Below are 14,287 nucleotides of genomic sequence, written 5' to 3'. Positions count from 1 at the left end.
CGCACACGGCATACAAACCGAAGGCGGGGACCACGATGGTGGTCCCCGCCTTCACGCTTTCCCGCCTCAGAACACCCGCAGCGGTCCCGGGCTCCAGAACCCGTCGCGACCGGTCGTCGCGGTCTCGAGCTGGGCCGGTTCGGCCTGGATGTGCTGGTCGTAGCGTTCCAGCGAACCCCAGTCGCGGGCCCAGTCGTCCTTCAGATAGGTGGGGATGGTCACCCGGGCGGCCAGCATCTGCGCGAAGCCGAGCGGGCCACCGAACTCCTGGGCCTGCCAGGTGTCGGTCGAGGAGATGGCCAGCGGGCGGTCGGGCAGGATGCGGTAGTTGGGCACCTCGGCCACGCCGTTCTCGTGCGAGAACGGACGCTGGCACGGGAACTGCAGGCCGACGGCCCAGTCGAGCAGCACCGGCTGGGTGCGGCCGATGAAAGTGTCGAGGCTCTGCAGCTTGGGCACACGCGGCGGGGTGAACGCCAGCCACTGGTCACCGATCAGAATCGGGTCGTTGGCCAGGATGCGCACGGCGTTCGCCTCGGGAGCCAGCTCGGCCAGCGGCACCCGCAGGTTGCGCCACGACGGCGCCGGGCCGATATCGCGCGGCTGGTAGGTGCCGAGCGGGGTGACGCTGCCGTCGGGGTTGCGCGTGCCGTACTCCACGAGCAGCGACTGGCCGTACTTGTCGGCGCCGGTGTCGTCCTTGGAGGCGATGCGGCCGGCCGCGCTGATGACGATCAGCGGGGACTCCTCGGTGCGCGCGGGCAGCCCGTACCAGGACGACTCGAGGCGGGCGCGCTGCTGCATGCCCTCCTGGTAGGAGCCGAGCACCGGCGTCTGCGCGGGATCGAGACCGAACGGCAGCGCGACGGTCGACCCGTTGACACCACGAGCGCCCTCACCACCGCCGGTGCCCGCGCTCTCACCTTCGGCGAAGGCGGCGCCGACCGACTGGTTGCTGGTGTTGCCGGTACCCGGCTTCACCTCGACGGCGTCGGCCGACAGGTCGCTCGGCACGCCGTTGGGGCTGAACCCTTCGGCCAGCGTGCCGCGCAGCGGGTCGGCGGGGTCGACGAGCGGACGCGACGGGTCGACGAGCGGGTCGAGTCTGCCGCTGTTCGGGTCGGCTTCCACCAGCACGTCGCGGGCCAGGCCGCAGCTCTCGCCACCGAGCGCGTCGATGTTGGAGCGGGCGAGCGAGTACGCCGGGTACTGCTGGGTGGCGCCCTTCACCAGCGAGAGCACCTCGAACGCGACCATCAGCCCGACCACGACGGTGAGCGGGATGGCGGCGAACTTGCGGATCCGCCTGCCGCGCTTGGTCTTCGCCGAGGGCTGCGGTTTCACGTAGTCCTCGCGCAGCGCGTACCAGCCGACCAGGGCCAATCCCACGCCGAACAGGATCAGCATCACGGTGTTGGACTGCACGCCGCTCAGCGAGATGGTCTTGTCGAACCACGGCACGCCGTAGCTGGACACGTACCAGTACCCGTTGATGCCCGAGAACGACAGCGCGAGCACGAACAGCAGTCCGGCGAGGAAGATCGCCCGGTTCTTGCGTGACCGCAACGCGCTCTGCGACACGGCCACAGCCGTCACCGCGGCGAGCGATCCGGCGATGCCCGCGTACGCGCCGAAGTGGTGGGTCCACTTCGTCGGGTTGAACATCATGAAGAAGATCGTGCCGAACACCACGGCCATCAAACGCCAGGTCGGACCCGACGCGATACCGGGCACCTGGCGGCGGCGCAGCAGCACCAGCAGCGTGGTGAACAGGCACAGCAGCATCACCAGGAAGGCGAAGCGGCGGGCCAGCGAACCGTCGACGGTCTCGACGAACATGTAGTAGTAGCGCAGGTAGTCCTCGTACCAGGCCAGGTTCGGGCCGGTGGCCTGGCGCACCCGGTTGGCCTCCTGGATACCGGCGAAGGTCTGGTCGCTGTAGACCACGGTGAGCACGAGCAGGCCCGCCGAGGCGATCGGCGCGAGCAGCGCGGCCGTGCCGAACTGGCGATGCCGGCGCACGATGATCCGCACCAGCGGCCGGATACCGGCCAGCAGCGCGGCCACACACATCAGGCCGGTCGGGGCGGCGGCCAGCGTGAAGGCGGCGACGAGCACCGCGATCCCGGCGGGCAGCAGCCGGCCGGTGGCGATGGCACGTTCGATCGAGACCCAGGTGAGCAGCGCGCCGAGGGCCACGATCGGCTCCGAGCGCAGGCCGTTGTCGAACGGCAGCCAGAAGGCGAGGAACACCAGGCCACCGGTCCACAGCGCCACCTGGCTGCGCTTGACCGCGTTGCCGAGGCGGGGCACCACCTCGCGGCTGATGACCATCCAGCACAGGATCGCGCAGATCAGCGCGGGCACACGCACCCACGGGCTGGCCGTGGAGATCTCGGCGAACACCTGGATGACGTAGTAGTACCAGCCGAACGGCGCCTCCGGCACGCCGTACCAGCGGAAGTAGTTGGCCATGTAGCCCGCTTCGGGCGCCACCCGGACCATCGAGAGGATGTAGCCGTCGTCGGAGGTGTTGGCGCCGACGAAATGCCACACGAGCAGCGTGCCGATCACCGCGCCGTCGGCCCAGGTGGGCTTGAGCCAGTTCTTCGGCAGGAACCGGCGGTGCCCACGCCCGTCGCTGCCGTCGAGCTGGGCGAGCGCACCGAGTGCCAGCAGGGTGCACAGCACGGCCGCGATGATCGCGATGAGCTTCACCGCCGACGGGCTCGACGAGAACCTGGTGTCGATGGTTGAGGTGAGCGAGAGGCCCTGGGGTACTTCGCCTTCCAGGTCGGAGAACACGCCGACGATCTGCGGGCGCAGGTCGCCGCCGAGCTCGCCCTCCACCGGGACGCGCACCGTCTCCGTCGCGCCCGGCTGACCGGGGATCGGCCGCTCGATCTCGGTCGTCAGGCCGTCGAACGAGGCGCGGGTGCGGTGCTGGTCGGAGGCGATGGTGATGGTCGAGCAGCCACCCATCTCCGAACGCGGCGCCGAGGCGACCACCGCGTTGCGGTCGACCACGTCGACGGCGGTGTCGGAGACGCGAACGAACAGCGCCTCGAGTGCGGCGCCGTCGCCTTGAGGCGGTGCGGTGGCCAGCAGCATGCCGCCCTGGGCGGGCAACCGGTCGACCGCGGCACACGGAATGGTGGCGTTGAGGTCGATCGGGACCTGCGACATCAGCGGCGCTTGCAGATTGCCGAGCTTGCCGTTCTGCGGCCAGTTCAGCTGCGCGGTGGTCTGGGTGACCGGCAGGAACGGCGTCGCCACCGCGAACACGGCTCCCAGGAGTCCGGCGATCAGCGCGATCCATCGCGCGATGCGGAAGTCCTTCGCGGAGGCCACCGGTTCTGCGGGTGGCTTGGAGAGAACAGCTGTTGCGGCGTCTGGCACGGTTCGCCATGGTATCTGCTGGGTTGACTCAGCGTTGGTGCGCGCGAGTCAGCGGCCGTTGAGTCGTCGGATTGCCAGTGTGAAGTTCAAGTATTTCATTAGGTTTAACCTGGTAGAGCCCGTGATCCTCCCGCCGGCCCCACTTGTTTCGCCATGATGCATATCAGCTATCGATCCAGGTCCGTTCGGAGCGACAGGCAAGTACCGTAGAAGGCACAGGAGTTATCCGATGATACCAGCGCGGGTTCTTCGCATTGATAAAAAGTGCGGTAACTGTTACACGCGGTAACGTCAGTGCATTCTAAGGCCGGAATCGGCGCATACGCACCCTTTTCACGAAAGTTTCCGCACGAAATCGTCGCGATGAATCGAGCGCTGTAAACAATTCCCATTCGTACTCTTGAACGTGACAGCTTTCATCCCGAAAGTCTGTCGGCTTCACCTAGGAGTACGCATGAGCCATACCAATTTCTATACGCGTGCAGCCCTGGCTTCCGTGAGTTGTGCGGCAGCCGCAATTGCCTTCGGAATAGGGCCGGCGCACGCCGCCGGATCCACCACCGTTTCGCCCGCCGGGGCGAATGTATCGGCTACCAATTCGGGGACGGTGAAGTTCGTGGCGGGCAGCGTCACGGTGACCTGCACGACCTCGAGCACCACCGGCGCGGTACCCGCCGCGCCGAACAACTCGAACCCGAGCGGGCCGGTGACGGTTCCGATCGCGGCGCCGAGCATCACCGGGTGCACCACGAGCATGTGGGGTGTGAGCGCCACCGTCACCACCAGCGGCAGCTGGGCGATCACCGGCCAGAACGGCTCACCCATCACGGGCAGTCTGGTGATTCCCACCGGCGGCGCGGTGATCAAGACCTCCGGTCTCGCCACCTGCACCGCCGTTGTCGCCCCCACGGCACCGGCGAATGTGGCCGGTTCGTGGACCAACGGGTCGCCGTCGACGGTGTCGCTGAACAACGCCTCGGCGCCCATCAAGGTGACCGGTGGATTCGGCTGCCCGACCAGCTCGACCACCGGAACGGTGACGGCCACCTACAAGGTGAACAACACCACCAACCCGTCGGTGCCGATTACCGTCGGCCCCTGATTTCAGGGTTGATATTCCGGTGACGGGTAACGCGACGAAGTCACCGCGAATCAGGTGAAGCACGCCGGCGTGCGATAAATAAAGGCCCGCATGCGTCCGATGGCGCATGCGGGTCCCTGCATTCAGGGATTCCGCGACGAGAATTGTTTCTCGTACGCGGATTTGTCGTGCCCGGGCCCGGATGCGGCGGTTATCGGCTCAGAGATCACCGCTGTGGATATCCGATCTGAACAGCCGATTCGGATGAGACCCCGCCTGCCGAACCCTCATGACTGGAGGTGTGGAGTTCAACCGTTTTATTGTGTTTAGAACCGGCAACTACCGATTTGCAACGGCCCCACCGATCGTTTCATTACGATGCCGAGTTACTATTACAGCAGGTCAGCAGCACCTTGCACTCGACGTCTGCAGCTTGGCACAGAGATAGTCGCAATAGTACCGATCAATTGCGCAGCCGTTAATAAGAACGGCGGTAACTGTTATGTCCGGTAACGGCTGGGCATTCTAAGCTAGTCGAGCCGCGTTCGGGCCCCGAACGGCGAGTGATTCCCGATGAAATGGTCGCTACGAAACACACGACATGAACAATGCCGATTCGTACTCTTGCTCCTGACAGCTTTCATTCCGAATGCTTGTCAGCTTCACCTAGGAGTACGCATGATCGAAAACAATCTCTGGACACGCGCAGTCTTGGCTTCCGTGAGTTGTGCGGCAGTAGCCGTCACTTTCGGCATCGGACCGGCCAATGCCGCCGGCTCCACCACCATTTCGCCCGCCGGCGCGAATGTGTCGGCGACGAATTCCGGGTCGGTGAAATTCGTTGCGGGCGGCGTCACCGTCACCTGCGCCACCTCGAGCACCACCGGCACGGTGCCCGCCGCGCCCGGCAACACGAATCCGAGTGGGCCGGTGTCGGTGCCGATCGCGGCGCCGAGCTTCGCCGACTGCACAACGAGTCTCCCCGGCACCAGCGCCACCATCACCACCAGTGGAGATTGGGCGATCACCGGCCAGAACGGCTCGCCCATCACCGGCAGCCTGGCGATCCCCACCGGCGGCATGGTGATCAAGACCAGTGGCATCACGGCCTGCACCGCCGTGGTCGCGCCCACCGCCCCGGCCGATGTGGCAGGTACGTGGACCAACGGGGCGCCCTCCACGGTGACGCTGTCCGATGCGCCCGCACCGGTCAAGGTGACCGGTGGGTTCGGCTGCCCGACCAGCGCGACCAGCGGCACGGTGACCGCCACGTACAAGGTGGACAACACCACCGATCCGGCGGCGCCGATCACGGTCGGCCCCTGATTTCAGGGTGATATTCCGGTGACGGGAATCGCGACGAAGTCACCGCGAATCAGGTGAAGCACACCGGTGTGCGATAAAGGCCCGCGTGCGTTCGGTACGCACGCGGGCTCCTCATCGATTATGTCCTCCGACGCGGTATTTCCCGGTCGGGGGCACCCTTCTGCCGGGAGCGGATTTACCGGCGCACCGGACCCCGGTCACTTCCATACCCCTCCCCTCCCTAGACTCGACCACATGACCAAGGTGAATCTCGTAACAAACTACGGACCGATCGTGCTCGAGTTGGACGACCAGGCCGCGCCGAACACGGTCGCCAACTTCGTGAACTACGTGAACTCCGGCCATTACAACGGCACCGTGTTCCACCGCGTCATCCCCGGTTTCATGGTGCAGGGCGGCGGCTTCGAGCCCGGCCTGAAGCAGAAGCCCACCCAGGCGCCCATCCAGAACGAAGCAACCAACGGCCTGAAGAACGACAAGTACACCGTCGCGATGGCCCGCACCAACGACCCCCACTCGGCCACCGCCCAGTTCTTCATCAACGTCTCCGACAACGCCTTCCTCAACCACACGGCCCCCCAGGGCCAGGGCTGGGGCTACGCGGTCTTCGGCAAGGTCACCGACGGCACCGAGGTGGTCGACAAGATCGCCGCCGTCCCCACCGGCAACGCGGGCCCCCACCAGGACGTCCCCGTCGACGACGTCGTCATCGAATCCGCAACCGTCGCCTGATTTCCCCGACGCTTGCCCGGGCCGCCACCTTTCTTTCGGTGGCGGCCCGTTTCGAAGAATTCGACTCGGGCACACTTATCACAGCACGGGCATCCTTGCCGCAATGAGGAATTCGACTACGAATTCCAAGCTCCGACTGCGGCGTTCGAACGCGTAAGAGATTTTCAGGGTCAGGCAACCCAGGCTTTCAACGGCTCTGTATCGAGTGTGACGCCGACGGGTTCGGGGATGGTGACCTGTGCGCCGAAGGGCTGGATGAGGATTCGCTCGTACTCACCGTCGACCGGATTGCTCCGCACGACTACGGAACCCTTCTCCCGATCGATCAGGAGATACACCGGAATGCCGGTTCTGGCGTAAGCGCGCGGCTTCTCGCAACGGTCCCGCCGATCCGTGTCCTGATCGTGTGATGTCACCTCGACGACCATCAATACCGGCGCAGGGTCGGCCCATTCGGGTTGTCCTGCGAAGACACCTGTCGGAGCGAGTGCGCCGTCCGGGCGCGCCCGACCTGTCCGATACGAGTCGACCTTCAGACCGCGTTCGGGAAACAGCCACAGTTCAGGGCGCAAGACGAGCAGGATACGCATCAGCCACTCGAGCACACAGTCGTGGTCCCCGTCCGGCACGGCCTTCGCCCCCAGCTTCCCCTCGACGAACTCCAGCCGTACACCCTCGGACACCTGACCGGCGACCCGCGCGAGTTCCTCGAACTCCCCGGTCGTCATAAGCGGCTCACGCGCTGCGGTCATGAATCAACGATACCCAGTGCATTCGCTTGACGAAGCATCCTTCGATGGTCGGCATGCGGCTCGCGAGCAGGTTGGAGCGCGATGAGGATGTGATCGGTTGGCCGGTGATCGCCGACGCGTGGGGACTCGGTAGGACTGTGTGAGGTTGCTCGGTGGGCGAGCGCAACGGCCTGCCGCGGGAGTCGCGGCAGGCCGTTGGTGAGGGCTACAAGGGCAGGACGTGGTGTTTGCGGGGGTTGCGCTGGAGTTTCTTGTCCTGGAGGAGTTTCAGGGCTCGGCGGAGTTCGAGGCGGGTGGTGGCGGGTTCGATTACCGCGTCGATGAAGCCGCGTTCGGCGGCTACCCAGGGGGTGGCGATGTTGGCGTTGTAGAAGTCGATCAGGTTTTGGCGGATGGCGGCGCGCTGGTCTTCGGGGGCGGCGGCGATCTGGGCGGCGCCGAGGAGGCTGACGGCGCCCTCGGCGCCCATCACGGCGAGGCGGGCGGTCGGCCAGGCGAGGTTGATGTCGGCGCCGAGCTGCTTGGAGCCCATCACCGCGTAGCCGCCGCCGTACGACTTGCGGACCACCAGGGTGATCTTGGGGACCGAGGCTTCCACATAGGAGAACAGGAAGCGGCCGCCGCGCTTGATGACGCCGACCTTCTCCTGTTCCACGCCGGGCAGGAAGCCGGGGGTGTCGACGACGAAGATCAGCGGGATCTCGAACGCGTCGCACAGGCGCACGAAGTGCGAGGCCTTGTCCGAGGCACGTGCGTCGAGGGCGCCGGCCGAGGCCAGCGGCTGGTTGGCGACCACGCCGACGCTGCGGCCGTCGACCCTGGCGAAACCGGTGATGATGTTGGGGCCGGTGCCCGCGCTGATCTCCTTGAACTCGCCGTCGTCGAAGATGCGCAGCAGGATGTCGTACATGTCGTAACCGGCGTTGTCGGAATCCGGCATGATCGTGTTCAGCTCACGATCGGAGTCGGTGATCTCGGGCTCGATGCCCGGGTTCACGACCGGCGGGAGCTCCTGGCAGCTGCTCGGCATGTAGGCCAGGTACTCGCGCACCCACTGGAACGCGGCGGCCTCGTCGACGGCAACGTGGTGGATGTTGCCGTACTCGGCCTGCGTCTTCGCACCACCGAGCTCCTCGAGGCTCACGTCCTCGCCGGTGACCTCTTTGATGATCTTCGGACCGGTGACGAACATGTGCGCCGACTCGGTCGCCACCACCACATCGGTGCAGATCGGCTGGTACACCGCGCCACCGGCGCAGTTGCCGAGGATCACCGACACCAGCGGCACCATGCCCGACAGCGGCTCCACATTGGTCGCCATCCACGCGTACCAGGCCAGCGAGCTGATGGCCTCCTGCACGCGCGCGCCGCCGGAATCGTTGATGCCGACCAGCGGGATGCCGACCTTGGCGGCGTACTGCATGATGCCGCACAGCTTGCGGCCGAACGCCTCGCCGACCGAACCGCCGTACACGGTCTGATCGTGCGAGAACACGGCGACCGGACGGCCGTCGACCTGTCCGTGCCCGACGACGACACCGTCGCCGTAAAGGGCGGTCGGGTCGCCGGGCTTGCGGACCAGCGCACCGATCTCGACGAAGGTGCCCGGATCCATCAGCATGTTGATCCGGTCTCGGGCACTCGGAATGCCCTTACGCGCCCGCTTTTCGATACCCTTCGCGCCCGCGGGCTCTTTGGCGAGCTCGAGCCGCTGGTTCAGATCGGCAAGCTTTTCGGCGGTCGTGCTCAACTAACTCAATCTCCCTTTGCGGAAATCGCGGCCAGCTTGGCGGCGAGGTCGGCACCGATCTGGCCGATCCGCGGTTCGTCGACAATCTGCAGGTGGTCGCCCGGAATATGGACGATCTCCAGGTTGGGAATGTATTCGTCCCAGCCGCCGTTCGGCTTGCGATGGGCGAAACGCGGCTCGAGTTCGATCGCGCCGTCGTGGTAGCGGTCGGCCAGGTACAGCACGACGTCACCGTCATACTGACGCGGCGAAATCTGCTGCAGCGCACGGTTTTCCAGCCATGAGGTGCGCTGATGTTCGAGCACACCCCCCGGAATCTTCGCACCGGACAGCTTGATCAGGTCGCTGATCATCGCGAACTGCTCGGTATCCGTCGCAGCGGCGAGTTCCTCGATCTGCTCCCGATCGAGCTCGGCGGGGACGTTGTAGGTCTTCTTGGCGAAGGCCTGGTAGCGCTCGAGGCGGCGCACGCGCTCCTCGGGGCTGTTGTCCTCGTCCTCGACGGTCATCGCGAGGTCGATCAGGCCGACATAGCGCACGTCGGCGCCTTCTTCGCGCAGCATCTGACCGACCTGGAGTGCGAGCACCGCACCCAGCGACCAACCGGCCAGCACGTACGGCCCGTCGCCCTGGAGCTTGCGCAGCTCGGGCAGGTACTGGCGGGCCCGCTCCTCGATGGAGCCGTCGACCCGCTCGAAGCCGTACATCGGGGTATCGGCGGGCAGACGCTTCAACAGCGGCTCGTAGACCAACGTGTTGCCACCGGCCGGATGGAACACGAACACCGGCACGGCGTCGGAACCTTCCACGCGAGCCCGCAGCGGACGAACGAACCCGTCCACATCGGCCCCGCTGTCCTGCAACCCGCGCACGATGTCGGACAGCTGCTCGATGGTCTCGCAGTCGAGCACGTCGTCGACGGTCACCTCGGCACCCACCCGCTCGGTGAGGCGGGCCGCCATCTTCTCGGCGACCTCCTCTTCCAGAATCGGGAGAGTGTTGAAGATGCCGCCGGGCGAGGCGCCTGTGACGACAGCCCAGGTGGCGTAGGTCAGCCGCTCGGCCGCGTCACGTGGCGGAACGTTGTCCTCGTCGGCACTCGCATCGGCGAAGTAGTCGATATCGGCAACGGCGGACTCTTCCGCAACCGGCTCGGCCACAGCCGCATCGCTAGCAGGCGCATCGGAAACCGACTCCCCCGCAGCACTTTCCGACGGAAGCTCAACACCGGCAGCCTTGGCCGCGGCCAACGGATCATCCCCCGCCGCGATAGCGGCCCGCGCCGCCTCCACGAAGTTCGCGTCGACCCCGAGCTCCACATCTTCGCCCGCGGCCCGCGCCGCAGCCTGCTTCTCCGCCATCGCCGCGACCTCGTCGCGGTGCTCGATCGCGTAGCGCAGCACCTTGGCCACCTCGTGCAGGCTGGCATCACGCACGGCCGACACCTGCAGCTGCGGGATGTCGAATTCGTATTCCACGCGGTTCTTGATGCGCATGGCCATCAGCGAGTCGAGGCCGAGTTCCATCAGCGGGATCTCCATGGGGAGGTCCTCGACGGCGTAGCCCATGGACTCGGCGACGATCACGCACAGCCGCTGCTCGACGGTCTCGCTGCCGTTGGGGTCCCAGCGGTCGCTGGTGGCGACGGCGATCTCGGCGGCCGACGGATCGGTGGCCGGAACAGCAACGGGTGCAACGGGTTCGGGCAAGGCAGCACCGGAGGTCACGACCGCGTCGAACAGCAGGGTGAACCCGACCGGCGTCTTGGCGTGCACCTGCACCGACGCGCCACCGAGGTGCGGGGTGAGCGTGGTGGTGAGGGTGCCGGTGGTCGGCAGTTCGGCGTGCGGGTGCGTCACCGTGACGGCGACATCGGAAAGTACCTGCGCGGCAGCGGCTTTCACGAGCGCGGTGAGGTCGGAGACCGAACCGGCCTGCACCTCCCACGCGTGGCGTCCGTCCGGCATGGCGACATGCGCGCCGGGCACGCGGGTGCTGCCCGAGCCACCCGACATCGTGACCTTGGGCCAGTACTCCTTGCGCACGAACGCGGTACGCGGGATATCGGCGTAATCACCTTCGGGCAGCAGCGAACTCAGGTTCACCGCATGACCGTGCACGTAGAGCTGGGCGAGCGCGCCGATGACACCGGCCGACTCGTCCTCCTTGCGCTTCAAGGTCGGGATGAGCTGCGCGTCGTGCACCCCGGCCGCGAAGGTGGTGCCCAGAACCTGCATCAGCGCAACGGAATTCGGCGCCAGCTCGAGGAACGTGGTGTGCCCGGTGTCGACGGCGGCCTTGATCGCGTTGGTGAAGTACACGCTGTGGCGCATGTTCTTCACCCAGTACGGCTCGTCGTGGATCGGGTCGGTGCCGGGCTTGAAGTACAGGCCCTCGTGCACGGTCGAGTACAGGCCGACCTTCAGCGACGTGGGCTCGATGCCGGCGAGTTCGGCGGCGAGTTCGCCGAGCAGCGGATCCATCTGGGAGGTGTGGCCCGCGCCGCGGGTCGGCAGGATGCGGGCGAACTTGCCCATGCCCTCCACCTCGGCGACGATCTGCTCCACCTGGTCGCGCGGCCCGCCGATGACGGTGTTCGTCGGCGCCGCGTACACCGCGCACTCCACATCGGGGAAGCGCGGCAGCAGCTGGGCCACGTCGTGGGCGCTGAGTTCGACCAGTGCCATATTGCGCACGTCGTCCTCGGTGATCATCTGCTCGCCCTCGCCCATCAGGCGCGAGCGGGCGCAGATCACGCGCACCGCGTCCTCGATCGACAGACCGCCCGCGATGTAGGCACCGGCGACCTCACCCATCGAATGACCCACCACCGCAGCGGGTTCCGCGCCGTGTGCGCGCAGCACCGCGGCGAGGCCGAGCTGGATGGTGAAGATGCCGACCTGGCAGGTGCCGACGTCGTAGTCCTGCTCGTCGTCGAGGAACATCTCGCGGATCGAGTAGCCGGCCTCGTCCTGCACCAGCTCGTCGACCTCGTCGACCGTCTTACGGAAGATCGAGTTCTCGGTGTAAAGCTGCTTGGCCATCTTGCGGTGCTGGGAGCCGAAACCGGCCATCACCCACACCGGACCGTTGGACGCGGGCGAGTCGGCGGTGAACACACCGGCGCCCGGCTTGCCCTCGGCGATCGCACGCAGACCAGCCACGGCCTCCTCGTGTGTCTTGGCGACGACGACACCGCGCGAACGCTGGTGGCTGCGCTTGGCCAGCGAACGGGCCACGTCGGCCAGCGGCACATCCTTGCCCGCACCCTCTAGCCAGTCGGCCAGCCGCGCGGCGGCACGCTTGCGGCGCGACGGCAGGTAGGCCGACACGGCGAGAATCACCGGCAGCGGCTCCTCGCGGTCGCCGTCCCACTCGAGCGGGGCCGGTTCGACGGCGGCCTCGGTGATCGCGACGGCCTCGGCGACCACATCGGTGGTCTCCTCACCCTCGACCTGGGCGGCGGCGACCTGCTCGGACGTCACGTCCTCGACGACGGGCTGCGACGGCACGTATTCCTGCAGCACCACGTGCGCGTTGGTGCCACCGAAACCGAAACCGGAGATACCGACGGTGGCGACACCGCTGTAGCGCGGAAACTCGGTCGGCTCGTCGACGACCTTGAGGTTGGCCTGCTCGAACGGGATGTACGGGCTCGGGCCCGCGTAGTTGATGTTCGGCGGAATCACGTTGTGCTGGAACGACATCAGCACCTTGGCCAGCGCGGGCACGCCCGCACCGGATTCGAGGTGGCCGAAGTTGGTCTTCACCGAACCGAGCAGGGCGGGCTTGTCGGCCTCGCGGCCACGGCCGATGACGCGGGCCAGCGCGTCGGCCTCGATCGGGTCGCCGATGGGGGTGCCGGTGCCGTGCGCCTCGATGTAGTCGACCGAGGAGGGGGCGATGCGCGCGTCGCGGTAGGCCGCACGCAGCACGTCGACCTGGGCGTCGGGGTTGGGGGCGAACAGGCCGTTGGAGCGGCCGTCGGAGTTCACGGCCGAACCCTTGATCACGCCGAGGATGTTGTCGCCGTCGCGTTCGGCGTCGACGAGGCGCTTGAGCACGACAAGGCCCGCGCCCTCGGAACGGACCATGCCGTCGGCGTCGGAGGAGAACGCCTTGATGTGCCCGTCCTTGGCGACCGCGCCGTTCTGGTCGAAACCGAGCGTGATCACCGGGGCCAGGATCATGTTCACGCCGCCGGCGAGCGCCACATCGGCCTCGCCGTCACGCAGCGCGCGCACGGCCTGATGCACCGCGACGATGGTCGAGGAGCAGGCGGTGTCGACGGTGATCGACGGGCCGCGGAAGTCGAAGAAGTACGAGACACGGTTCGCGATCACACCGGTCGACGCGCCGAGCAGGGCATAGCCCTCGGCCGACACCGGCAGATCCGGATCACGATCGCCAAGACCCAGCGAGGCGAGCAGCTGGAAGTCGCTGGTCGAGGAGCCGACGAACACGCCGACCTTGCCGCCCTTGAGGTCACTGGCCGGGATGCGCGCGTGCTCGAGCGCCTCCCAGGTGAGCTCCATCATCAGCCGCTGCTGCGGGTCGACCCGCTCCACCTCGACCGGCGACATCGCGAAGAACTCCGCGTCGAAGCCCTTCACCACGTCCTGGTCCAGGTAGCCGCCGAGGGTGTTGCCCGCCTCGATGGCCGCCGCGACCGACGGGTCGGCGCGGAACTCGTCCCAGCGGCCCTCGGGCAGCTCACGGATCGCGTCGCCGCGGCCCATGATGAATTCCCAGGTCGACTCGGGAGTGTCGCCCGCGCCCGGCAGCCGCGTCGACAGGCCGACCACGGCGATGTCGTGCGCCTCACCGGGGGTGAAGCTCGCGGTGTACTCGTCGGCCGACTCCTCGACCTCCTCCGGCTCACCGTTGACGATGATCTCGGCCAGCGACGCAATGGTCGGATGCTGGTAGATCACCGTGGGAGCCAGCGAAACGCCGGTGCGGTCCTCGATGTCGCCGCCGAGGGCCAGCGCGTCGCGCGAGGCCAGCCCGAACTCCTCCATCGGCCGGTCGACGGTGATCGCGTCGATCGACTGGCCGGTCGCGTCGGCGACCCAGCGGCGCAGCCAGTCACGCAGCTCGGCGACCGAGAGTTCGGTCTGCTCCGCGGGGAGGTCGGGGTTCTGGGTGGGCGTGCCCTCGTTGTCAGCCATCAATTCCTCAAGCTACCTGTCTGCGTACAGGGCGCGCCGTGGATTGACGCCCGGTGTGGTCGCACCGGGCGTCAGC

At 67.0% G+C, this 14,287-nt stretch carries 8 protein-coding genes; 3 read left to right on the top strand and 5 right to left on the bottom strand.

Features of this window, described 5'->3' with window-relative positions:
* Nucleotides 1–66: 66 nt before the first annotated feature.
* On the bottom strand, nucleotides 67–3,351 hold the full coding sequence (locus AB0I19_RS22200) for an arabinosyltransferase domain-containing protein (protein ID WP_357151023.1): 3,285 nt from the start codon (nucleotides 3,349–3,351) through the stop codon (nucleotides 67–69).
* Between the two features lie 519 nt (nucleotides 3,352–3,870).
* Nucleotides 3,871–4,173 (bottom strand): hypothetical protein, encoded by a 303-nt coding sequence (locus tag AB0I19_RS22195; RefSeq protein WP_245655374.1) that lies wholly within the window; start codon nucleotides 4,171–4,173, stop codon nucleotides 3,871–3,873.
* On the opposite strand from AB0I19_RS22195, the gene AB0I19_RS22190 reads away from it, so the two are divergent.
* The 3 genes from AB0I19_RS22190 (at nucleotide 4,163) to AB0I19_RS22180 (ending at nucleotide 6,538) form a co-directional block, all read left to right on the top strand.
* Nucleotides 4,163–4,501: a hypothetical protein gene (locus AB0I19_RS22190; RefSeq protein WP_243750027.1), complete on the top strand. Its 339-nt coding sequence runs from the start codon at nucleotides 4,163–4,165 to the stop codon at nucleotides 4,499–4,501. The two genes, AB0I19_RS22195 and AB0I19_RS22190, sit on opposite strands and share 11 nt — an antisense overlap.
* 657 nt (nucleotides 4,502–5,158) lie before the next feature.
* On the top strand, nucleotides 5,159–5,806 hold the full coding sequence (locus AB0I19_RS22185; protein WP_357150810.1) for a hypothetical protein: 648 nt from the start codon (nucleotides 5,159–5,161) through the stop codon (nucleotides 5,804–5,806).
* A 234-nt stretch (nucleotides 5,807–6,040) separates the two neighbouring features.
* Nucleotides 6,041–6,538 carry a peptidylprolyl isomerase gene (locus AB0I19_RS22180; RefSeq protein WP_357150809.1) on the top strand — a complete coding sequence of 166 codons (498 nt, stop codon included), beginning with the start codon at nucleotides 6,041–6,043 and terminating at the stop codon, nucleotides 6,536–6,538.
* Between the two features lie 170 nt (nucleotides 6,539–6,708).
* Here AB0I19_RS22180 and AB0I19_RS22175 read toward each other — a convergent pair whose 3' ends face one another.
* The 3 genes from AB0I19_RS22175 to pks13 form a co-directional block, all read right to left on the bottom strand.
* Nucleotides 6,709–7,290, bottom strand: a complete 582-nt coding sequence (locus tag AB0I19_RS22175) for a Uma2 family endonuclease (protein ID WP_357150808.1) — start codon at nucleotides 7,288–7,290, stop codon at nucleotides 6,709–6,711.
* Between the two features lie 205 nt (nucleotides 7,291–7,495).
* Nucleotides 7,496–9,040, bottom strand: coding sequence for an acyl-CoA carboxylase subunit beta (locus AB0I19_RS22170; RefSeq protein WP_067494870.1), 1,545 nt, complete (start codon nucleotides 9,038–9,040; stop codon nucleotides 7,496–7,498).
* Between the two features lie 5 nt (nucleotides 9,041–9,045).
* Nucleotides 9,046–14,211, bottom strand: a complete 5,166-nt coding sequence (pks13, locus tag AB0I19_RS22165) for a polyketide synthase Pks13 (protein ID WP_357150807.1) — start codon at nucleotides 14,209–14,211, stop codon at nucleotides 9,046–9,048.
* Nucleotides 14,212–14,287: the final 76 nt, after the last annotated feature.

Source organism: Nocardia sp. NPDC050413, assembly GCF_040655475.1.
In the GTDB taxonomy this organism is placed as follows: domain Bacteria; phylum Actinomycetota; class Actinomycetes; order Mycobacteriales; family Mycobacteriaceae; genus Nocardia; species Nocardia coubleae.
The sequence above is the reverse complement of the archived record's forward strand: the minus strand, read 5'-3'. Positions and strand labels throughout refer to the sequence as shown.

Excerpts from the sequence above, each read along its gene's own strand:
- AB0I19_RS22180 (WP_357150809.1), top strand. The coding sequence starts at position 6,041 with ATGACCAAGGTGAATCTCGTAACAAACTACGGACCGATCGTGCTCGAG.
- pks13 (WP_357150807.1), bottom strand. The coding sequence starts at position 14,211 with ATGGCTGACAACGAGGGCACGCCCACCCAGAACCCCGACCTCCCCGCG.
- AB0I19_RS22175 (WP_357150808.1), bottom strand. The coding sequence starts at position 7,290 with ATGACCGCAGCGCGTGAGCCGCTTATGACGACCGGGGAGTTCGAGGAA.
- AB0I19_RS22185 (WP_357150810.1), top strand. The coding sequence starts at position 5,159 with ATGATCGAAAACAATCTCTGGACACGCGCAGTCTTGGCTTCCGTGAGT.